Source organism: Streptomyces sp. NPDC002817 (genome assembly GCF_053592055.1).
This window is the reverse complement of sequence record NZ_JBSFUY010000030.1, coordinates 53,447-74,953: the sequence shown is the minus strand read 5'-3', so window position 1 is coordinate 74,953 and position 21,507 is coordinate 53,447. Positions and strand designations below refer to the sequence as shown.

Genomic DNA, 21,507 nt, shown 5'->3' with positions numbered 1-21,507 from the left:
CTTCCGGCGGTGCTACCTGACGACTTGCAGTTCGCCGATCACTACCTGTGCCTGGGACTGTCTGATCTCGGTGAACTGGCCAGCTTCGCCACCTCCGTTGACCTGCCAGTCCACGGTCCACGTGGACGTGGCCGTGACGGTGTACTTGCCGTCGGCTTTAGAGACGGAGCTGCGCGTGTAGGTGTGGCCGCAAGTCGGCGATTCCTGTTTTCCATACGACGCTGCATACGCGGTGCCAGCCCCAGTGCAGGAGACGGTCGTCCCGTCGCCCATGCCCCAGACGATCTTGGTTACCTTCGCGGTTGCCGTGACGGTTACCCCGCCTGCGGTGGCACTGGTGGTGTTCGGTCCGAACGTTGTGGGGCTCTTGTTCACCCACATCCACATGGGAATGCCCACGACGTACTTGCCGACGGCGCGGGGGTTCGCGATGTCCGGACCGGTGAGCTGCATCTTGCTGACGGCCTGCTGCGCCACGACAACGGGGTCGACCACCGGGACGTCTGCAGCATCCTCAGCGACGAAGTACGTGTAGACCGGGGTGCCACCATCTCCGGTGGCACAGGCCCGCTCGTACACGGCCTTGCCGTCCCCTGGAGACTCGCCCTTCCAATACATGCTGCCCTTGGGCGGCTGCGGGTCGAGCTTCCTGACCGTGCACACAGGCTCCGCACCGTCTTTGCCGCCGTCGGCGCCGGCTGGTTGAGAGCCCGATCCCGGGGTTGAAGTGTCGTTGTCGGCCTCGCACACCACCCACTTGCCGGCCCCACTGCAATCACCGCCCTCTGGCGGCCCGGCTAATGCCTGCGAGGGCCACAGCAGCGACAGTGCGGTCACGGGGGCCAGTGCGAGGGTGGTGCGCGTCAGCAGGCGTCTTGCTGGGGCGTGACGTTGACGATCTTCCACTGCTTCCCCCACTTCTCAGCGTCCACCTTCGTGACGTAGCGAACGAGCCGGTTCTCCGGCATCTGCACTGGCTTGCGGGTCTTGCTGTAGATGAACTTCCAGTCGGCGCTGTCCAGACAGTCCGTCAGCCGGGCAGAGGGCACCTGCTTCGCCGACGACAGACGGTCGACTTCGGCCTCGTGCGTAGGGGCACCCGTCGTCACGATGCCCTTGGACCGCAGATCCTTGAGGTCAGCCTCGGTGCTGGACTTGGCTTCCGCGGCGGCGTACTGGGCGAAGTCAGTCCCCTGCGTATCTCCCTTGGAGTACGCCTTGACTTGCTCCGCCCAGAAAGCGGCATAGGCCTTCAGGACGGCCGTCTCTTCTGCCGACTGAGGGTCTCCACTCACGGAAGGCGTAGCAGAAGCCGGCTCGCTCGTGGCCACTGACGGAGATGCTGATGCGGCGTCGTCGGAGTCCCCGTCGGTGTCGCTGCACGCGGTCAGCAGGGCCAGGCCGGTCACGGCCATCAGGGCGGCGTGCTTTCGGAGTCGGTGGGCTCGTGTCACGTTGTCTCCCCGTACGAGCGGTGCGGCAGAACCGCTGCGGTGGTTACCAGCAGGCACCGGCCCGGCATCAAGTCTCGGACCATCTGCGGTGATGCTTTTGCGTGTGCGTGATTGCAAGAGGTGGTCAGGAACGCAGCCAGACCGAAGTGCCTCAGCATGCCTCGACCCCTCTGACGGCCGGGCGGCCGCACCGGGCTGGCGACCTGCCCCTGCAGAGGTATGCCGGCCGGGGGCGCAGGGCGTTCTTGTGTCGTGCTCAACGCTTTCTCCTTCCGGCGGTGCTACCTGACGACTTGGAGTTCGCCGATCGCGACGGGGATCTGGGACTGCCGTGTCTCGGTGAGCTGGCCTGCTTCTCCACCGCCTCCGGTGACCTGCCAGTTGATCGTCCAGGTCGACGTGGCGCTCAGGGTGAACTTGTCGCCTGGCTCTTTGGCTGACGTTGTGGTGTAGACGTGGCCGCAGGTCGGGGACTTCGCCATGCTGTCCGATGCCTGATAGGCCGTGCCTGGGCCCGTGCACGTCACCGTGGTGCCGTCGCCCATCTGCCACACGATCTTCGAGACTCTCGCGGTGGCGGTGACGGTGACTCCACCGGCCGTTGCGGATGCGGTGTTGGGGCCGTAGGTCGTTGCGCTCTGGTTGACCCACATCCACACGGGCACACCGACGGTGTACTTGCCCGCCGCCCGTGGGCTGGCGACATCGGGCCCCGCCAACTTCATTTTGTCGACGGCTTGCTGCGCGACAACGGCGGGATCGACCGGCGGTGCGCCGTCCTGGTCCGCTCCGGCGCCTATCTCGACGAGCCCGTCACCGTCCACGTCGCAGACGTATTCGTAGACGATCTTTCCGCCCTGGTAGTGCTTACTGCCGGGGGGCGGTTGCGGGTCCATGGCCTGATATGTGCAGTCGGGAGCTTCGTCCCCGGAGGTGTCCTGGCCAGCGTTGGACCCCTGGCCGTTCTGCCCGTCGCTCTTGTCTTCTGTGCCTACCCCCACGCAGAACAGCAGGCCGCAGGTGCCCTTGTCGATGTCCGGGTTATCCGCGGCCTGGGCTGTGGCGGCTGAGGCGACGACTAACGTGGAGGCCAGCGCGGCAATGGCTCTGTGGCGAATCAGCATGTCTGGTCCTGCGGCGTGATCTTGATGATCACCCAGTTGCCGTACCACTTCTCGGCTTCGGCTTTGGTGACGTACTTCGTCCGTCGGCCCTCGGGGAGGGCGACCGCTTTTCCGGTGGACTTCTTGACGAGCGTCCACTGCGAGATGTCGGTGCAGTCGGTCAAGGAGGCCTGCGGCGTCTGCCGGTTCACGTCGACCGAATCGACCTTGGGGGCGAGGACCGGCTTCCCGGTCGCCACGATCCCCTTGGTCTTGAGGGCCTTCACGTCGGTCTTAACCTGCAGGTAGGCCTCTGCGACGGCGTACTTCTTCAGATCCGTGCCCTGAACGCTGCCCTTCCCGTACGCCTTGACTACAGCGTCCCAGTACTTGCGGTAGGCGGCCTCGACGGCTGCTCCGGGATCAGCACTCGGAGATACAGAGGTGGCGGTCGGCGTCGACGGCGCAGCAGACGGAGCCTTCGACTCTGAGGCGTCGTCCTTCGCCGTGCTCTCGCTGCAACCGGCCAGCGCCACCAGGCTGCCTGTGGCGAGCAGGGCGGTTGCGTAGGTGCGGGCGCGAACACCGCGGTGCCCGGTCTTGCGTCGTGTTGCTCGTGTCATGTTGTCTCCCCGTACGACATGACCGCTATCTCCGCCCGCCGCTCATCGGCGTTCTGGGCGCACGGCCGCTTCCAGCTGCTGTGATGATCGTGAGTGACCGCAAGGTAACGCATATGCCAGCCAACTACGCTCTGCGGGCGGCGAGTTGACTCAAACCACTCGGGCCGTCTCTGGTCACATGCGGGGCCAGAAGGCGACCTACGCGGGTGCGGATACGTCCGTTTCGGCCGCGCGCGATTCCCGGGACCCGCAGGACAGGGACGCACCAGTTGCGTGAACGTCACTGCTCCTCCTTCTCCGGGGCCCGTCGGCGCTGGGCGTCGTCCTGGTCCAAGATCCGCTGAGTGATGTCGACCGGATCTGAGCCGATATCGAGGATCTTGGGCGGAGCGAGCGTGGCTCCTGTGTGCAGCGCGAGGCCGGATCTGCCCGTGCCGCTGTCGGCTCTTGTGGGATCGGCGGACAGCAGCGCGCCGGGAGCGGGTGTCGTGTCCGTGGAGGGGGTGGCGCCGGTCGCCGCGCTCAGGGCGATTGCCGCGGCGGCTCCGGCGGCGAGCAAGCCGGCAAGTAGGGAACGGGTCGATCGCATGGAGACCGTCACCTCACCCGGAGATCGTGATGTTCGCGGTGTCGAACTGAGGCAGGTGGAAGCCGACTGTGCTGGTGCTCGGCGGTGGCGCAGGGAACTGCATGAAGACACGCGCGCTCTCACCGGGCTCGAGGGTGGACAGGCCGGTCGTGGTGAGCGGGCGGTCTTCGGTGTCGCGCAGGACGTAGTAGCGCTTGCGGGCTGAGAAATCGACGACCGTCGCACCGGCCAGCGACGAGCCGGTCCTGAGGACGTCCACCTCGTTGCCGCGCACTGCGGCCGGGACCGCGGTCGTCTTGGGGCCGTTGTTCGTCAGGTCGCCGCGGACGGTGAGGTAGCCGGCCGCCCGGTCCCGCTCGGCCACCGTGATCGTCAGAACCAGCCCGCTGCGCCCGGCGAGCTCCGCCTGTGGCGCCACCGTCCGTTCCTGCTGGCTGCGCGGTAAGGAGTCACCCCCTTGCGGGGTGGCTGCCGCAGCACGGTCCGGCAGCGTGCTGCTGCCCACGTCCGAGCAGCCGGCCACTGCCAGCGCCAGTCCCACCGTGATCCCCACGGCCGGCAGGTGCGTTCTGCGCTCTGTGGTGTTCCGTCTCCTCATGGATCTGTGTCCTTTCGGGTCGGATGAACGATCTGCAGGCGCTTCTGCGTCAGGTTGTGGGGGCCGGCCGGTCACCGGGCGGGCCCGCAGGGCGGCCATACGGTGATCACGTCGCCGTCCAGAGACACGTACCGGTCGGGGAAGCGGCGGCGGACCGCCGCGAGGTCGTTCGGGTCGAAGTCGCCGCTGCCCTGGATGACGCAGGCGCTCCCGACGTAGGAGACGGCCCGCGTTAGGGGCGGCCACCCGTCCTCACTGCATGCTTCGTCGTTGCGAATCATTTCCGTTGCTTGCGCCATCAGGAACTCCCAAGTTCGGCTACACGTAAGGCCATAGCTCTTGCGGATCTCGTTGCGTGGCAGACAATTTATGGTTCGCGTGCGCAAACTGCAAGAGGTTTTCGGGGTAGTTGCAAGGCTGCGACATTCACCTCGGGAGTCCCATACGTCGGCGGTGGGGCCGCGCTCTTCGGGGCCGTCCAGGACAGTGGCTCCCAGGGTCAGGTCCATCCGTGTTCGTCTTTCGACTGGTGGGCAGCGGCGGCGCCGGCAGGAGCGTGCGCGGCGAGGAACGCGGCGACTTTGTCGAGTTGCTGTGCGGCGCGTGCGGTGAGCTGGTCCAGCGGGAGTGCCCCGGCCTTGTCCTGGGCGGCCTGCTCCAGGGCGGGGACGCGTCCGGGGCGGGCCTGGGCGGCGAAGACGGTGTCGAGGTGGGGGCCGCGCAGCTGGACGGGCCCGACACGGTGGCCGCGCACGGTCAGGGAGATGTAGTGCTCGAAACGCTCCATGGTGGCGACCCGGTCCGGGCTGGGGTTGTCGCCCCATTCGGCGGTGAGCGCGGCGATCGCGGTCTTCGATCCGGCGGTGGTGGCTAGGGTGGAGGCGTTCTGCAGCAGGGACAGCCGTACCGGGGCGGGCAGCCGGGACAGCAGCTGGGTCATGCCGTGGACGTGGCACCGGTACTTGCGCAGATCCTCGAACATCGCGGCGATGGTCTCCGGGGCCGCGCCGGTCAGGGTGATCAGCTCGTCGAAGTACGGGCGGAACGGCACCCGCTGCTCCGGGGGCGTGTCACGCCGGGAGCGCGCGGCCCGCAGCAGGTCGCGGGCAAGGAGTGCGGTCAGCAGACGGTCGGTGGGCCCGTTGCCGCCCGGGCACACCCACACGATCATCCGGGAGTCCATCGCCGCGCGGATGTTGTAGACGCCGACGGGCTGGCCGAGGAAGGCGCGAGTGATCGGGTTGGCGGCCAGGCGGGCGATCGGGTTGAGGACCACCGAGAACGCGTCCGGCGCCAGCGTCGGGAAGACGCCCGTCCACCACGAGCGGCTCTCCTCGTCCAGCCGGTCGGCGACCGCGGCGAGCGCGGCCGCGCGGAACCCGGCGTCGGTGAGCAGGGCCCGGACGTGAAAGATCGTGGCCTGGTCCTCGGGCCGGCCGGCCTGGCAGGCCTTCTCGTTGACCGCGACCAAGACGGTCAGCGCGGCGACCAGGATGGTGAGCGCGCGCGGAGCACTCGCGTCGTCCCAAGCCAGCGCGGCCGCGTAGGCGTCGGCGATCGCTTCGACGACCTCGTGCGCCTTCTGGCCGTGGTGCATGCCGAGCGGATTCCACGAACTCACCTTCGGGTTGGCGCCCAGCGCGTTGAGGTCGACCAGCGCGATCCGCGGCATCAGGGACTCGTGTGCCAGGAACGGGGTGGCCCGTGGCCAGGAGTCGCGATGCGGGTCGACGAAGACCAGGCCGCCGCCCGCGTGGGCCCAGCCGATCGCCTGGGCCAGCGCGCGTTCGGTCTTGCCGCCGCCCGCCTTGCCCGTCCCGACCTCGAACAACGTCTCCTCGGCGTAGGTGGCGACCAGCCGTGGCTTACCGTCCGGACCGCGGTAGGTGCCCTGCAGCAGCAGCGCGGGATCGCCGAAGGTGAAGGTCGGCAGGTCACCGGCGAGTACCGGCAGGCGGCAGTGCACGGTCGGCGGCTTGAGTAGCCCGGTGAGCTCCTCCAGCCGCACCCAGTTCGCGCGTGGTGGCTGGCAGTGCCCCAGCGTCCAGCGGCGCTCGAAAGCGTGCCGGGTGGGCCACTGGTCGGCGCCGATCCGCCACGGCCCCAGCCGCCAGCCGCGCATCGCCCACCTTGAGCGGCCACCGAACACGTCGAACGCGGCCTGGAGCTGGGCGAGCCGCGCCTGGGCGCGGCCTTCGGTGTTCGAGGCGCACATCACCAGCAGCTGCACGCGCACCAGGTGGTCGTCCTCGGCGAGCTTGCCCAGCGCCTCGGCCGGCTCGACCCGGCGCGGCACCGGCGGCATCACCAGCCGCCGCCCGGCACCGGAACCGGATCGGTCGCTCAGGAGGTGCTGCAGCTGCCCGCTCCAGGAATCCTCGATACCGCTGGCATCCTGCCGCAGCCAGCGCGCGGACCGCTGTGCCTCCCGGCGTTCGGAGCGGCGCGCGGCACTCATCAGCTGCAGGCGACGCGCCCGCAAGGCCCATTTCGGAGCGCGCTGGATGTCGAGCCGTATCTCGGCGAGGTCGCCGAGCTCGGCCCGCAGGTCGGACACGGCATCCACGAGCGGCTGCAGAGGATCAGGATCCAGCGGCACCTCGCGCAGCGGGGCCGTGAGCTTGCCGCGCAGGATGAACTCGGCGCGCACGGTGTGTTCGCGGGGCTCATCCACGATCGGCCGGGCCCGGTTGACGGTGATGTCCGGACCGAACGGAGTGATGGACAGCAGCCGCTCACCGCCCGCCGGTCCTTCGATCCGGTAGCGCAACGGCGCACTGCCATCCGCCCGCAGCCGGATCTGCACGCTCTTCGCCCGGCGCGGCGCCCACCACGGCATCGCCGTGGACGCGCGAGCAAGCTGGACACCACGCCTGAAGATCACCTCAAAGCCCGGGTCGAAGTGCCGGTTGGGGACCAGCTCCAGCGCCATCCGCTCGGCCGAAGCGTGCGCCGCGATCGCACGGACCACCAACTCGCCCGCGCCCCAGCACACGCCGACGACTCCGGCGAGCACATACCAGTGGGCCCAGAGCCAGCCGATGGCCTTGACCAGGCTCGAGACCAGGTCGAGTACCTCACCTGAGGCGGTCGTATCGGTCTGGTGGGTCAGGTACGGGGCTGCGGAGTCCACGTCGCTGCTCCCTTCGTTGTGGTGCGGGTGAAGTACCAGTCGGTGATGCGCAGGTCAGTGAAGGTGCCGCCGCGGTCCATGCCGGCCCACACGAGGTGGACCACCGCCTCGTCCGGGCGGCCGTCTTGGCGGGCGATCGTGGCTTGGATACGGAAGCGGCCGCTGGCGAATGCCGGGGCCACGGCAGGGGAGTGGGGGAAGAGCACTGGCCACTTCTCGCGGCCAATTCCCGTCACGTCCGCACGCAGCAGCGCACGACCGGTGGCGAGCAACTCCCGTTCGTCGGCGGCGGGAAGGTCCGCGGGCCAGGCCGCCTCCAGCGCCTGCTGGACGGCCCGGTCGCCAGCCGCCCCCTCGCCATGCGGCGGCAGAGCCGACGGAGCCGCCGGCGATGGCGAGGCAGCGCGCGGCATGGACGGCGTTGCCGCGACGGTCGGCGCGATGACCGAAGGCGCGGCGGCCGCCGATGTCGGCACCCCGGTCACGGAGACCGGCGACGAGCTCGGGGCCGGCTGCTCCTGGCCGTGCGGCACGGCCAGCAGGGCGACGCCGGCGACGGCGAGGACGACGGTGCTCAGCACCAGCAGACGCGGCGAGCGCGGGGGAGTGGTCACAGCAGCCGTGCTCCCCCCGCATAGCCGGACATGGCCTCGACCGCGTCGAGACGGACCACCGTGCCGGGGCGGGCGGCGTTGACCATCTGACCGCCGCCCAGATAGATCCCGACGTGATAGATCGTCGAATCGCGGCCGGGGGCGTAGGCGTAGAAGACGAGATCGCCGGGCTTGAGCGCGCCCGGGCCAAGACTTGCGGGGATGCGCCGGCCGACGCCCGCCTGCGTGGCCGCGGTACGCGGCAGCCGGATGCCCACCTTGGCGTACGCGTACAGGGCCAGTCCGGAGCAGTCGAAGCCCTTGATGCTCGCGCCGCTCTTCCCGCTGGGCGAGCAGCAGATCCCGTACGACGGGCCCTTCGCGTTGCCGCCGCCCCAGGAATAGGGGACACCCCGCTGAGCGAGCGCGGCCTCGAGGACGGTGCGGACCTTGCCCGAGACGTTCCCCAGGCCCGGGCCGGTGGCGGCCGCTGTGTACTGGTCGATCCACCCGAGCACGTTCGCCACGTACTCGCCGGAATGGTTGTACTGATAGATCGCGGCCTCGAGCTGGGCCCGCTTGCTCAGGTCGCGCCCGTTCCCGCACAGGTAGATCGCGGCGCCGAGCGCCGCGTCGTCGGCGTTGTGCGGATCAGCGACCTGGTCACCGTTCGCGTCCTTGCCGACGCCGTCCCAGGTGGAGGGCAGGAACTGGAACGGGCCAACAGCACGCTCCCCACTGGCGGTGCCGTCCCAGCGGCCGCCGTCGGTGTCCGGGAAGGCCGTGGTGTTGCCGCCCGCCCCGGAACCGTTGAGCAGCACCCCGTAAATGCGCGGACGGATGTCCCCGTTGCTGGCGATGCCATGTCCGGAGGCGTGGTTGGACTCGACCTTGGCGATCCCGGCCAGGACCGGCCAGCGCATCCCCCGGCACTTCGGGACATGCGTGCCGACCTGCTGCACGGCCTTCTTGTACGCCATCAGCATCCGGGCCGGGATGTCCGCCGCGCTGCCGCCCTCGGCGATCCCGCCGTCGTCCTGCGCACCCGTCTGCAGCGCAACGTACGCGCTGATCGCGTTACCGACCGGGGCCGCGCAGCACACGGCGGCGAACATCAGCAGCGCGACCATGCATGCCCACCGCCTCACCCGCCGGCCGGGCCGCTTCACTCGCCCTCACCGTCCTCGTCGCGTCGCGGGGCCTGCTGCCGCTCCTGGCGCAGCCGTTCGGCCTCCGGGGCGGTACGTCGCATCAGCTCCCGCATCCGGGCTGCCGCCTCCTGGCGGGTGCGGCTGTCTGCACTGCCGCCTCCGGGGAGCACCGGTCCGCCAAGCCGGCTGCCGGAGCTCGGCCGCGGCGTAGGGCTGTCCCGGCGGGGGAGCGGCACGGGAGGCGGCCCCGGCTCAGGACCGGCAGCCGGCTGGGAAGGCCGCGCGGGGGCGGGCGGTGGTCCGCTTGACGGGCGGCTGGCGGGCGCACGTCCAGCGGAGGAGGCGCGTGATGCCGTCGTGGTGGGCAGGCGGCGGCCGGTGAACGGGCCGGTCCCGCCGCGGTCGTCGGTGTGCTCGCTCAGGACGCGTTCGACGTGCCGCCTCGTGTCTCCCCAGGCGTGGGCGTCCTCGCGGACGGTGTTGCCCCACACCCGTGCTTGCTGGCGGGCATCCTGCGAGTAGTTGGAGCCTCCCGCCCGGGCCCGGCGGACGTTCTCGGGCAGACCGTGGGTTGCCCCGTACACCATCCGGCCGCCGCGGTGCAGGATGCGGTAACCGCGGTAGCGGACCAGCCGGTTGTGAGCGCGCGTGGACAGTAGGGTGCGGTCCGCGTGCTGGTCGTGGAGCACCTCGCCCGTGCGGGCATCGACGACTTCACCGTCGTCGTTGCGGTAGCGGTCCGGCGGCCCGCCAGGCCGCCGTGGCCCCCGACCACCAGGGCCTGCGCCGCCGTCCGACGGTCCGCCCTCGTAGGGATCGCCGTCCGCGGTGGGCTTGCGCCACTTGGCCAACTTCTCGTGGTCGGGGCGGCGGCCGATCAGCAGCCAGTGCGCCCCCTTGGCCCCCAGGCGGGCGCCGGTCAGGCCGAGCCGTGCGCCCAGCCCGCCCGCGGCCGCCGCCGCGGTGAGGGGGGCCAGTCCTCGCCCGGCCTCGGCTCTCGCGTCGGCGAGCACCCGGCCGGTGTCCACCGGCATGCCTGCCCCGTCGAACATCGAGGTGAGCGCGCCCATCAGGCGCTGGCGGGTGCCGAGGATGGCGAACCGGCCTCCGCCGCCGGTGAAGGTGCGCAGACCGCCGCCGCCGTACCCGCCGAGCGCGGCGGGGGAGTTCATGGCGAGGGCGGCGCCGAGTTCGGAGGTGTCGCCGGGCAGGTGGGTGCCGCCGACCTTGGCGTACCGCATCCGCATCGCCATGCGACGCCCGAAGGAGGTGATGCCGGTCAGCAGGCGGCGGTGCCCGGCCGCGCCGGCGATCGCCAGCACATCGATCAGCAGAATGCGCTCGACCATCAGGTCGGGGCCGTTGGTGGTGGTGGCGTCCACGGCGATCCCGAAGAACGGCACGAACGCGCAGATACCGACCATGGCGAGGATCGCGATGCCCCAGATCGACAGCCACTTCCACACCGACTGCCGCGCCGGACCGGGAAGCATCCCGGCGATGAAGGCCAGCCCTCCGGCGGCCGCCGCGGCCGCGCCGATGCCCTGGGTGCCCAGCAGCACGATCGCGCTGGACAGCAGCGTGCCGCAGATGAAGAACGCCGCGACGAGCAGCAGTGCGGCGCCGCCGACCCGCCACCAGGTCGGCTTCTGCGCATAAGCGGCACACGCCTTGCCGACGGCCCCAGCGTCTTTGAGGTCCTCGAGGAACGCGGCGAACTGCTGGCCTTCCTCACTGAATTGCGCGCTGTCGATGTCCCCCAGCGACTGGCCCGGCGCGAGCCCCACGGCGGGCACATCTGCTGTCGGGCCCTCGGCGGCAGCACCGGGGTTGGCGTCGCGCTCGCAGTACTTCTTGGCGGGCCCTTTGATCAGGTCGCACGTGTCGTCGTCCTGGCCGCTGTCCCCGTCCTGATCTCCCGCCTTGTAGCCGCCGGTGATCCATTTCAGATGGACGGCATAGGCCTTGCGATCGGACTGTTTGGCCGGGTCCAAGATGCGGCCGTACTGCAAAAGCATGTACGGCTTGACGATCAGCGCATTGGTGATCGAGTCCTGCAGCGGACGAGCCACGTCTGTGGCGGCAACCGGCGCTGCAGCCTCCTCCTCGAGGCACTTGGCCTCCTGCACCCCGGCCATCCGATCGCACGGACCCAGGCTGGCGAGCTTGCCGCCCCAGTCGTATGAACTCACGCTCTCCTGCGCCACTTCGGCGGCCACCTGCTGAGTCTGCCCGAGCGGGCCGCTAGGGGCGAGCAGGTAGTCGGGGCGCACGAACGCGGACGCGGCGAACGCCGCGATCGTCAGGGTCAGGAAGATTTCGCCCAGACCGCGGCCGACCCGCCCCCGCACGATCATGAACCCGGCGAAGACAAACGCCCACGCCAGCAACAGCCCTTTCAGCCCCAGGGTGTCGACGACGACCGTCTCGTAGGCGTTGGAGACCCGCTGTGCCGGTTTGATGAGGATCTTCAGCAGCGGGAACCGGAACGCGAGCTCGATCGCCCACCCGGCCAAGCCGACCAGCAGCCGGATCACGGTGAACAGACCGGACAGGGCGAACGAGAGCGACTGCGCTTGGAAGCTGAAGATGGAACCGCCCTGGGCATTGAGCTCGTAGCCGTTGATCGGCACACCCTCGGAGGACGTGATGTTCAGCGGGGACAGGAGGTCTCCGGTCTCGCTGGTGCTGCTCGCCGCGTATACGACCTGGCTGTTGACCATCACGAACACGCCGGTGAGCAGCAGCAGAAGGGCAGCCGAGCGGAGCGTGGCGCGGTCTGGGCGGATCATTCAGGCCCGCCTTCGTGTCGTGGTGCTGCGGCGCCGCCAGATCACCAGGGCTGCCAGGCCTGCTCCGGCGGGCACCAGGCGCCATGCCGCATCGCCAAGGTCCTGGCGGGCGGCGGCAGGAGACGAGACCGAGGCGGCCGCCCCGCGCTCGCAGTACTTCTTGGCCGGTCCCACGATCACCTCGCAGGGATCCTGGCGAGGTGAAGAGGTCTCGGCGGTGAACGCGGCTCCGGTGCGCGGCCACCACGACTCGGGCAGGCTCGCCCCCACCACCAGGGCGACGACGGCGGCCGCGACGGTGATCACGGTCAGCGCGCTCGCCACGGCGGCCAGCCGCCTGGAGCGGGCGGAGGGGAAGGACGACGACGCAGTGGTGGGCATCAGGCGTATCCCCCCGGGTGTGCACCGACGCGCTCGCCGGGAGGATGTTCGGTCGCAGCGGGCGCAGGCTCCCTTGTGTGGCCTCCCGGGGTAGTGGTGATGGATGTGGCGATGCGCGCGATGCGGGGGATGACGGCCTTGATCCGGCCGGTGTTCTGGCGGGGGCAGGTCAGCAGGAACTCGCCCTCGCGGCCCTTCTGGCCGACCGGGGACAGGCCGGTGGTCACCAGCCGCAGGAGCTCCGGGTCGTCGGGGTCGAGGCCGATGAAGTCCAGGCCGCGGCGGGCGCGCTTGCGGTCTGCGGTGCGGGCGAGGGCCCGGTAGGCCATCAGACCGCGGTCCGGACCGAGCTCGGCGGCGTCGTGCGAGCCGGCCAGCAGTCCGGCACCGTGCTTGCGGCCGTCGTGGAGGATCTCGTGGACCAGCGCGGTCCCCTCCGCGGAGGAGGTGAGCCAGTACAACTCGTCCAGCACCACGGAGGTGAACCTGGCCGGGTCTTCGAACGCGGTCTGCCGGGCCAGGGCGGCGATCAGGTAGAGGACCGCCCGGCCGATCAACGCTTCCAAAGGCTGCTGGTGCAGGATCTCCGGGTTGACGAACGCTGCCTTCGGCGGCAGCTTCAGCCCGGCCGTCGTGATGACGATCATGTCGTGGGCGGTGGAAGCGTCCAGCCGCACCGGCGGCAGCGCCGGGTCGAACACCATCGCCGCCAACGAGTTGGTGGCAACCACACGGATCAGGCCGGCCAGGGTGGCGGCCGCGTCCTGCCGCCTGCCCGCCTCACCCGTGGCCATCTCCTCCAACACCTGAAGCACCCGATGCATGGACGGCTCAGGGCCAGCGGCAGCCTGCTCGACCGCGTGGTGCAGGACCTCGCCGTTCGTGCTCATCGGGCCGATGCCGAGCTGCAGCGTGAGATAGGACAGGGCGTAGTGGCGGCCCTCGGGGCCGGGAAACATGCGCAGCGGGTCGATGGACACTTCGGCCTGCGCGGCGTCGATGATCTGCACCCGGTCCTGCGCGGCGGTGCGGGCGAAGGTGGCCCACTCGCGTACGGGAGTGCGGTCGATGCAGATGGCGCAGCCGCCGCGCGCCCATACCGCCTCCGCGATCAGTTTCTGCAGGACGCTCTTGCCTGCTCCGAGGTCGCCGACGATGCCCATGGAGGCGGAGGCGTCCTGCTTGGGCGCATCCGCGACGTTGATCATGACGGGGCGGGTGGTGCCGCAGTCCAGATCGATGCCGAGGAACATCCCGTTCGGGTCGCCGACCTCGCCGAGGGTGAAGGCCCCGGACAGTGCCCAGTCCTCGCTGACCTGATGCTGGGTGAACTCCCGCACCACACCGGGCCGCACGGTGCCGGGCAGCCCGAGCGTGAACAGGGCTTCCTGCAGCCCGGCCGGACGCACCGCCCGGTAGTCCGCGCCGCTGAGCAGCGCGGCTAGGGCGCGGGCCCGGGAGTCGCAGACCGCGGCGGTTGGCCCCCACACCGTCAGCACGGTCACCGACTGCACCTCGACCTCCACCGAGGTACGCGACAGCCGCGCATCCAACTCGCCCAGATCACGGGCGGCCTCACTCAGCGAGGCGGGCATGCCAGTGGGGCGGGCGTCGTACTGGTCGGCCTGGTCGATGAGTTCGTTCTTCTTGCGCTGCACCTGCGCCCGCGCCTTCTCCGCCGGCACCAAGGTGAGGTCGACGGTGTAGTCGACCGGGAAGTCCAGGGACTCGAGTTGGGCGAAGAGGTCGGCGGCGTCCTGGCTGACTGCGGGCGGGCATTCGGCCAGCGCCAGGTGGGCCTGGTAGCCCACTCCGGCGTCGGATTCGACCTGTAGCCAGCGCCGCCCCAGCGGTGAGCCACTGTTGATCCGCCACCAGGCCGTGCGGCCCGAGCGGGTGATGTGGCCTGCGTTCTTGAGGTCGCCGGCGTCGTCCAGGCCGGGGTCGATGCCGCCTTCCTGTAGGCGGACCTGGCCGAGGTCGGCGTAGCTGGGGGAGCGCAGTACCCCGTCCCGCAGCTGTCCGCCGTACAGGTCGCTGTCTTCTGCCTCCGCCAGGAGCGGTTCGGCAGCGCCGCGGTGCAGGGCGTGCTGGATCATCCACACGATCTCCGCCGGGCGGGCGGGGCGGAACGCGATGCCGCCGGCGAGCGTGGCCTCGACCCGGGCGGCCTGCTCGCGATACGCCTGCACCTCGCGGCGGGCGATGGGGCCGGGGCGCATGCCGAGCAGGGGAGCCAGCTCTGCCCAGGCCGAGCCGAGCGACGCCGCCACCTGGAGCCCGGTGGTCTCGCTCTGCAGTGGCACGGCCAGCCACAGGGTGCGGCGGTGCATCTCCTGGTCGTCCAGGAGATCCAAAGTGGCCTCGACGTTCTCCACCCACGGGTGCTCCGTGCCCGGCGTGGTGTCGGCGGGCTCGATGCCGTCGATCATCTTCAGGGCGATCTCGCCGGGATCGACCTGCGCGGCAAGCCCGAACAGCCGCGGTGCCCCGGACAGCGACCGCACCATGTGGGTGATCTTGGCGAGTTGTTCGTCGCGGACCGCGGCGGGCACATAGGTGCCCTGGACGCTCTCCTCGACCTGGCCGCGCGCATCCGGGCCCGGGTGCAGGCGGTAGATCGCCCACACGCTGCCCTGCGTCGACCACACCAGGTGCCCGGCGATATGACGGAATGGCACCCTCATCGCGCACCCCCGCTCTGCCCGGCACGATTGAGTAGTTGCTGGACCCCCGACACCGGCCCCACCCCTGCTGCCACGGGAGCAACCGGCTTTGTGCGGCGGGGCATCGACGCGCGGGCACCGGCCGGCCGCGAAGCTGGACGAACCGATGGGGCGGGCGGAGCAGGGTGGGGGACGTCCTCGATGGTGAAACCCCCGAGCAGGGGGCGGGCAGCACGGTCGCGGGCGGCCCGCCCGCCGATGCGGCCTCCCTGCGGCTGCCACCCCAGCAGCACCCAGCCCAGCGCCGCCTGCATCGGGGCACGCCCCCGGATCCTGGGGCGGCGGACCACCCAGATCGCCAGCAGCCAGGCCACCAGCGGGACGGGCCCCATCCATGACCACCAGCCGATGGTCTTGATGAGCAGGAAGCCGCCGACGACGGCGACCGCGATCTGCGCGGGTGTGTACGGACCCAGCGGGATCTTCCAGTCGGCGACCTTCCCCAGCACCCACGGATGGCGGCGCGCGGTGGTGTAGAAGCGGCCCACCCGCCCGGTGGCGGCGGTCACAGCCAGCCCCCTGCGCCGGGCGCGTGCACGCGGGAGACGGGGAGCTCGGAGCGGACCGTGCCGGGGACGGCGGGTGCGCCCTGGGAGGGGTTGTTGACCTCGTCCTCGAACATGTCCGCGAGCGAGTCGCGGGAGTTGTAGAGCCCCAGCGCGACGATCATCAGGAGAAGGGCGCCGATCCCCGCCTTCAGCGAGAACTTCTGGATCATGATGATGACGACCAGGACGAGCAGACCGGCCTGCAGACCTTTGGTCGCCCAGTCCTGGAACATGGTGATCCACGCGTCGCCGAGATCGTCCAGCTTCCCCGCGAGCATCTGGCCGTGCACGGCAGTCACCGGGCACCCCCGCCCTGAGCGGTGCCCGACTCCAGTGCGGACACTTCCCACCGGCCGGAGCGGGCGGTGAGCGTGAGCTCGTACGCCAGCGGCCACCGCCCGCCGTTGTCCCGTGCCTCCGCCTGGACCATCACCCCAACCCGTGTCCCGTCCGTGGGGACGGATTCGGCGGCCAGGAGCTGCTCGACCGTGACGGACTTGTACGGCGCGGGGGAGACCGGTGACAGGCGAACCCCGGGGGCGAGGTAGCGGTCGACCTCCCCGGCACCGGTCAGATAGGCGGCCAGAAACTCCCCGACGGCGGAGGGAAGGTCACCGTTGGCCGGCACCGTCACTGTGTATGGCGACGGCGGCACCTCGAGGCGCGGCGGGGACGCCACCACCGCAGGGGCCCCGGAGACCGTGAACGAGGATCCTGCGCGATCGGCGAGGACCGGCACCGCGAAGTAGCGCACCCGTCCGTCGGCGTACTGCGCAGCCAGCGTCACCGACCACGCGTGGTCGGTCTGCTGCGCACTGCGCACCGCCACGACCGACTCGGGCGCGGGCTGCGCAGTCGCCGTCTCGGGGAGATCAACGTGGGGGGCCATCGACTGCGCAAGCCGGGCCTGCGCAGTGCTCTCGTCTCCTGCGTGGCTGCGCAGCCACGCGGTGAGGAACACCGTGGCGTAGCCGGACGGGTTGCCTGGCGCGGCCGTTTTCACGGTGGCCGGCTTGGTCGCGGGGGCCGCACGGACCACGGTCGCGGGGCTGGCCACGGCGACGGCCAGTGCGACGGGCCCGGCCGCCATCACGGCCCACACGCTCAGCCGGGTCAGGCGGACCCGGCGCCGCATCTGCTGCAGCCGGGCCCCCGCAGCGGTCGCAGGAACAGCCTGCTCCTGCGCTGCCTGCTTGGCACGAGACATTCCGAACTCCCAGGTCAGAACCAGTCGTTGCTTCTGACTCGAGACAACCCGCTGCCCCAGACCACACCGCAGACCACGAAGGCCAGACCACGATTACGAAAGGGACACAAACCCGTGGTACGGCCTGTGGTACGCCCAGACCACGAGCCGCACCACGACATTTCGACACCCCGCGACGCCCTGTCTCCAGGGGGAACTTCACGCGGTTCCTCGGACGGCAGATGCGTACTGCGCAGCCGTCTGAAGCGGTCGGGCAAGCAGTGGCGCGTCCCTCTACCGGCCGGGCTGCGCAGTCACCGCACAAGCCGGTTGCGCAGGATCGCGCGCCGGTGCGCAGGGTGCCGACAAAGGCTGCGCAGTCGGCTGCGCAGGACGCGGGCCGCGCTGCGCAGTCGGCTGCACAAGCCGATTGCGCAGGAGGCCGGAAAGGCTGCGCAGTCGGTCGTGCGCCCCGATTGCGCAGCAGCGCCGGGATGCGTGGTACGGCCAGACCATGGGCGTACCAAGCCCGTCCACAGCGCAAGTTGTCGGATCGTGACCGTTGGTCGGGGCTCATGGTCGGCCTTCTGGTCTGGGGTGCCAGATGAGCTGACGGCATGGACATCGCCCACGTCTATTCAATCGACGCAGCTGTTCGCTCCGCCCGCTCAGGCATGCCGCAGAGCATCGACGGCCGCAGGCTCATGGCGCGTCAGGGATCGCGATGAGCCGCCTCGGAGCGGGGATCCGCCGCGGCGTGATGGCAGGAGATCAGTTCACTCAGATTGCCCACGGTCTCTTCCGCGATGAGCGGCTGTCGTTCAAAGCGAAGGGCATCTTCGGCTCGATCAGTACCCACCGGACCGGGTGGCAGGTGACCGTCGCCGATCTCATGCGGGCCGGGCGCGACGGGCGGGACGCGATACGGGCCGGCCTGAGCGAGCTGCAGACCCACGGCTACCTCGTGCGCGAACAGCTACGGCGTGACGACGGCACCCTCGGCGACTTCGTCTTCTCCATCACCGACCGCCCCGCGACCGGCGACACCCGCCTTCCACAGCCCGTCGCGGCGCTCCCTTCTGCCTCGGCACACCGTCTCGACGGCGGGGCGGGGATCCGCCGGGGGGTGATGGCAGCGGATCAGTTCACCCAGATCGCCAACGGTCTCTTCCGCGATGAGCGGCTGTCGTTCAAGGCGAAGGGGCTGTTCGGTCTGATCAGCACGCACCGGGACGGCTGGCTGGTGACGGTCGCGGACCTGACGCGCCGCGGCCGCGACGGAGTAGCCGCGGTGAAAAGCGGCCTCCAGGAGCTGGAGAAGCACGGCTTCCTGCGCCGGGAACAGACCCGCAACCACGACGGCACCCTCGGTACCGTCGCGTACTTCATCACGGACCTGCCGAGCCTGGAAAACCGCAGGTCGCAACCGGTGACGGGTTTTCCGCCAGCGGATTACCCGGCGCCGGGTAATCGCCCCCTTAAGAACACCAACAGAAAGAACACCACTCAGCAGAACACCAGCCCCCTCCGTCCGTGCGAGCGCGGCGACACCGCGCACACCTCCATCGGGACACCAGCCGCGGACGCGACCGCCCCCGTACCGCCGGCGGACGAACTCCATCCCGGCATCCAACTGCTCCTCGAACTTGCGGCAGCCCGGCCCGAACTGCTGCTGACCGGGCAGGCGCTGACCGATCAAGGCCGCGTCGTCACGGTGATGCTGGAGTCCGGCTGGAGCCGCGAGCAGCTGCTCCACATCGTCGCCGCCCGGCCCCTGCCCCACCCGGTGCGCACCTCCGTCGGCGCGATCATCGCTGCCCGCCTGCGAGCCGCCCAGGCCTACCCTCCGCCCGCCCTCGCGGCCGACCACCACGACGAGCCCGTCTGGGACGACCGGCAGCCGCCTGCGGCCAACTCCACGGCCGCGCGCACGGTGGGCGAGGCCCTCACCTACCGCGCCCTGGTCGAATGCACCGGCTGCGGCGTACCCGCCACCGCCCCCGGCGAGGACCTCTGCCCGACCTGCCTCGGCTGGCCACCGTGCCGCACCTGCCCCGGCCCCACTCCCCGCCGCGCCCACCCCGACAGCGACGGCCGCTGCACGACGTGCGGCTCCGTTGCGGCCGATCCGATGGAAGGAAGCATCCTGTGACGGACACCCGCCGCACCCGGCCGCCGACCGCGACCGCGCATTACGAGCGCCCCTTCGCCCGCGCCCGGGGCGGTGAGACAGGGAACGTCGCTTGGCCGAACTCGGCCACGACCTGCGCTGGGATGCGGCCCGTCTCCTCCGAAGCCAGGACACCCGCTCCGCCTCGGCCCGTCTCATCGCCAACGAGCGGCTGATACTCCAACTCGCCCAGCAGGTAGCCCAGATGCGCTGCGCCTCCAAGCACGGAGCGGCCAGCACCGACCAGAGCCGTCAGTTCGACCCGCTGCCCGGCCCGTACCCGCCGGGCGCTGGGCCGATGACATCCGCGCCGCCTCACCACATCCACGACGCCACGTCACTGGAAGGGACCTTCCTCATGCCCGAGCCCGACCCCAGCCCGGCCCGCAACCGGGACGTGTACCTGCTCTTCGCGCACGCGCCGTACTACCCCGGCCCCGGAACCCAGGAGATCAACACCACCGTCGTCGCTGCCGACTCGCTGCTCCACCCGCAGGTGTGCCAGCCCGACGGCGCCCGGATCCACGATCTACTGACCCAAGGACGCCAGCCCGGCGAGATCATTCCGCTGTCAACCCTCACCCACGAACTGGGCGGAGGCGCCGACTGGCCGGCCGTCGGTGACTGGGAGCGCGTCACCACCGACCTGTTGCAGCTCGTCCACTTGGGGAACTGCGATGCCCTCAGTCTCGGCCTGCCCGAGATCGCGCGCGCCCTCCTCTGCAGCGGTCCGCACAGCCATGTGCGCGCCTTCGATGCCGCAGCTGGCAAGCTCATCGCCTACGGACCCGACGAACGGGACGCCACGCTGGCTGAGGTCGGAGCGTTCCTTGCCGGCCTCGTGGCCGAACAGGACCTGTGGCCCGGCGACGGCCTGCTCGCGCCGCTCGCCCGACGTCCGTGATCCGGCCGCAACCCGGGTAGACACGGACACCCGTCCAGAGCCTATGAATACTCCCCCCTCTGGGCTGTGACTGCCCTTCAGGAAGCTCCGAAGGCACCACTGACCTCGCAGATGACGCAGCCCCCTGGCCCCTAGCTTGCCGCCCATCGTGCCCACTGCCGCTTCGCCAAGCAGGCGGGCTGGGGGCCTGACATGCTTCGGGCCATGGAGTCCCGGACAACTCCCGCCGAAGAGCCCGCGGAGGGGCGGGCCTCCGCAGGATGCGACGCGCCTGCGTGTCCGAGGGATGATCCGCTCTGGAAGCTGACCCCTGGTTCAATTAGGCAGCCCACGAAACGTTTGTCACGGCGCCGTTGTCCGTGACCGCACATGAACTGCCCTTGGTTTCCCGAGGCCCGTTCAGTGAGTGGACTCCCGCCGTCATCGTTGCCGTCGCCATTGCCGCGACGATGCGCTGGCCAGTCACCGCGGATCTCCGGAAGGCAGCCCCTCACCCGGCGCAGGGCAACGCTTGCCCTGGGGGAGAGTACTCTCTGCCCGGGGCAAGCATTGGTGCTCAGCTGGCGGCGTTCTCGAGGTCGCGTTCCGGGGCCGCCTCCAGCGCGGAGGTGTTCTTGTTGTCGGCGAGGGCCGCGAGGTGCCGTTCGGCGTCGAGGGCGGCCTGGCAGCCGCTGGCGGCGGCGGTGATGGCCTGGCGGTAGGTGTGGTCGACGACGTCGCCGGCGGCGAAGACGCCGGGCAGGTTCGTACGCGTTGAGGGCGCGTCGACCTTCAGGTAGCCCTGGTCGTCCAGGTCCAGCTGGCCCTTGAACAGGTCGGTGCGAGGGTCGTGGCCGATCGCGATGAACAGGCCGGTCACGTCTAGGTCGCGGGTGGCGCCGGTGAACACGTCGCGCAGCACTACTCCGGCGAGCTTGCTGTCCGCTTCCTTGATCTCGGCGATCTCGCTGTCGAAGGCGAAGGAGATCTTGTCGTCGGCGAAGGCGCGGTTCTGCATGACCTGGGAGGCACGCAGGGTGGAGCGGCGGTGCACGACGGTCACGGAGCGGGCGAAGCGGGTGAGGAAGGTGGCCTCTTCCATGGCAGTGTCGCCGCCGCCGACCACGACGATGTCGCGGTCGCGGAAGAAGAAGCCGTCGCAGGTGGCGCACCAGGACACGCCCCGGCCGGAGAGCTCGTCCTCCTTCGGCAGGCCGAGCTTGCGGTAGCCGGAGCCGGTGGCGACGATCACGGTCTTCGCGCGGTGCACGGTGCCCGCGGTGTCGGTGACGGTCTTGATATCGCCGGTGAGGTCGACGTCGACGATGTCGTCGTCGATCATCTCGGCGCCGAAGCGCTCCGCCTGGGCGCGCATGTTCTCCATGAGGACCGGGCCGTCGATGCCCTCGGGGAAGCCGGGGAAGTTCTCGACCTCGGTGGTCGTGGTGAGCGCGCCGCCTACGAAGATGGCGCCGCCGAAGACGAGGGGCTTGAGTTCGGCGCGGGCGGTGTAGAGGGCGGCGGTGTATCCGGCGGGGCCGGAGCCGATGACGATGACGTCACGCACGCCGTCACTG

Annotated in this window: 19 protein-coding genes; 2 read left to right on the top strand and 17 right to left on the bottom strand. The window is 70.3% G+C overall.

Features of this window, described 5'->3' with window-relative positions; translation table 11 throughout:
- Nucleotides 1-12: 12 nt before the first annotated feature.
- From ACWD3I_RS38145 to ACWD3I_RS38070, 16 genes are all read right to left on the bottom strand, one after another.
- Complete coding sequence (locus ACWD3I_RS38145; RefSeq protein ID WP_365403489.1) at nucleotides 13-837, bottom strand: ATP/GTP-binding protein; 825 nt, start codon at nucleotides 835-837, stop codon at nucleotides 13-15.
- A gap of 26 nt (nucleotides 838-863) precedes the next feature.
- Nucleotides 864-1,415 carry a hypothetical protein gene (locus tag ACWD3I_RS38140; RefSeq protein ID WP_365403486.1) on the bottom strand — a complete coding sequence of 184 codons (552 nt, stop codon included), beginning with the start codon at nucleotides 1,413-1,415 and terminating at the stop codon, nucleotides 864-866.
- A gap of 320 nt (nucleotides 1,416-1,735) precedes the next feature.
- Nucleotides 1,736-2,578 carry an ATP/GTP-binding protein gene (locus tag ACWD3I_RS38135; protein ID WP_365403484.1) on the bottom strand — a complete coding sequence of 281 codons (843 nt, stop codon included), beginning with the start codon at nucleotides 2,576-2,578 and terminating at the stop codon, nucleotides 1,736-1,738.
- Nucleotides 2,572-3,180, bottom strand: a complete 609-nt coding sequence (locus tag ACWD3I_RS38130) for a hypothetical protein (RefSeq protein ID WP_365403481.1) — start codon at nucleotides 3,178-3,180, stop codon at nucleotides 2,572-2,574. Before ACWD3I_RS38130 ends, ACWD3I_RS38135 begins: the two co-directional genes overlap by 7 nt.
- Nucleotides 3,181-3,460: 280 nt before the next feature.
- Nucleotides 3,461-3,769 carry a hypothetical protein gene (locus tag ACWD3I_RS38125; protein WP_365403478.1) on the bottom strand — a complete coding sequence of 103 codons (309 nt, stop codon included), beginning with the start codon at nucleotides 3,767-3,769 and terminating at the stop codon, nucleotides 3,461-3,463.
- A gap of 13 nt (nucleotides 3,770-3,782) precedes the next feature.
- Nucleotides 3,783-4,367, bottom strand: coding sequence for a hypothetical protein (locus ACWD3I_RS38120; protein ID WP_365403475.1), 585 nt, complete (start codon nucleotides 4,365-4,367; stop codon nucleotides 3,783-3,785).
- A gap of 71 nt (nucleotides 4,368-4,438) precedes the next feature.
- Nucleotides 4,439-4,666 (bottom strand): hypothetical protein, encoded by a 228-nt coding sequence (locus ACWD3I_RS38115; RefSeq protein WP_365403472.1) that lies wholly within the window; start codon nucleotides 4,664-4,666, stop codon nucleotides 4,439-4,441.
- A 200-nt stretch (nucleotides 4,667-4,866) separates the two neighbouring features.
- On the bottom strand, nucleotides 4,867-7,500 hold the full coding sequence (locus tag ACWD3I_RS38110) for an ATP/GTP-binding protein (RefSeq protein ID WP_365403469.1): 2,634 nt from the start codon (nucleotides 7,498-7,500) through the stop codon (nucleotides 4,867-4,869).
- Entirely contained in the window at nucleotides 7,476-8,114 is a 639-nt protein-coding gene (locus tag ACWD3I_RS38105; protein WP_365403467.1) for a hypothetical protein, read from the bottom strand. The genes ACWD3I_RS38110 and ACWD3I_RS38105 overlap by 25 nt, the downstream gene beginning before the upstream one ends.
- Entirely contained in the window at nucleotides 8,111-9,223 is a 1,113-nt protein-coding gene (locus ACWD3I_RS38100; RefSeq protein ID WP_365403464.1) for a C40 family peptidase, read from the bottom strand. The genes ACWD3I_RS38105 and ACWD3I_RS38100 overlap by 4 nt, the downstream gene beginning before the upstream one ends.
- Before the next feature lie 35 nt (nucleotides 9,224-9,258).
- Nucleotides 9,259-12,036 carry a hypothetical protein gene (locus ACWD3I_RS38095; RefSeq protein WP_365403461.1) on the bottom strand — a complete coding sequence of 926 codons (2,778 nt, stop codon included), beginning with the start codon at nucleotides 12,034-12,036 and terminating at the stop codon, nucleotides 9,259-9,261.
- Nucleotides 12,037-12,417 carry a hypothetical protein gene (locus ACWD3I_RS38090; RefSeq protein WP_365403458.1) on the bottom strand — a complete coding sequence of 127 codons (381 nt, stop codon included), beginning with the start codon at nucleotides 12,415-12,417 and terminating at the stop codon, nucleotides 12,037-12,039.
- Nucleotides 12,417-15,104 carry an ATP-binding protein gene (locus tag ACWD3I_RS38085; protein WP_365403455.1) on the bottom strand — a complete coding sequence of 896 codons (2,688 nt, stop codon included), beginning with the start codon at nucleotides 15,102-15,104 and terminating at the stop codon, nucleotides 12,417-12,419. The genes ACWD3I_RS38090 and ACWD3I_RS38085 overlap by 1 nt, the downstream gene beginning before the upstream one ends.
- Nucleotides 15,101-15,652, bottom strand: a complete 552-nt coding sequence (locus ACWD3I_RS38080) for a hypothetical protein (protein ID WP_365403453.1) — start codon at nucleotides 15,650-15,652, stop codon at nucleotides 15,101-15,103. The genes ACWD3I_RS38085 and ACWD3I_RS38080 overlap by 4 nt, the downstream gene beginning before the upstream one ends.
- On the bottom strand, nucleotides 15,649-15,969 hold the full coding sequence (locus tag ACWD3I_RS38075; RefSeq protein WP_365403620.1) for a hypothetical protein: 321 nt from the start codon (nucleotides 15,967-15,969) through the stop codon (nucleotides 15,649-15,651). Before ACWD3I_RS38075 ends, ACWD3I_RS38080 begins: the two co-directional genes overlap by 4 nt.
- Before the next feature lie 17 nt (nucleotides 15,970-15,986).
- On the bottom strand, nucleotides 15,987-16,898 hold the full coding sequence (locus tag ACWD3I_RS38070) for a conjugal transfer protein (RefSeq protein ID WP_451084294.1): 912 nt from the start codon (nucleotides 16,896-16,898) through the stop codon (nucleotides 15,987-15,989).
- A 703-nt stretch (nucleotides 16,899-17,601) separates the two neighbouring features.
- Here ACWD3I_RS38070 and ACWD3I_RS38065 point away from each other — a divergent pair.
- The gene (locus tag ACWD3I_RS38065; RefSeq protein ID WP_365410965.1) at nucleotides 17,602-19,029 is read left to right on the top strand and encodes a hypothetical protein; all 1,428 of its coding nucleotides are present in this window, start codon (nucleotides 17,602-17,604) and stop codon (nucleotides 19,027-19,029) included.
- Between the two features lie 91 nt (nucleotides 19,030-19,120).
- Nucleotides 19,121-19,951 carry a hypothetical protein gene (locus ACWD3I_RS38060; protein ID WP_365410968.1) on the top strand — a complete coding sequence of 277 codons (831 nt, stop codon included), beginning with the start codon at nucleotides 19,121-19,123 and terminating at the stop codon, nucleotides 19,949-19,951.
- A gap of 556 nt (nucleotides 19,952-20,507) precedes the next feature.
- Here ACWD3I_RS38060 and trxB read toward each other — a convergent pair.
- Nucleotides 20,508-21,497, bottom strand: a complete 990-nt coding sequence (gene trxB / locus ACWD3I_RS38055) for a thioredoxin-disulfide reductase (protein ID WP_365410971.1) — start codon at nucleotides 21,495-21,497, stop codon at nucleotides 20,508-20,510.
- Nucleotides 21,498-21,507 lie beyond the last annotated feature (10 nt).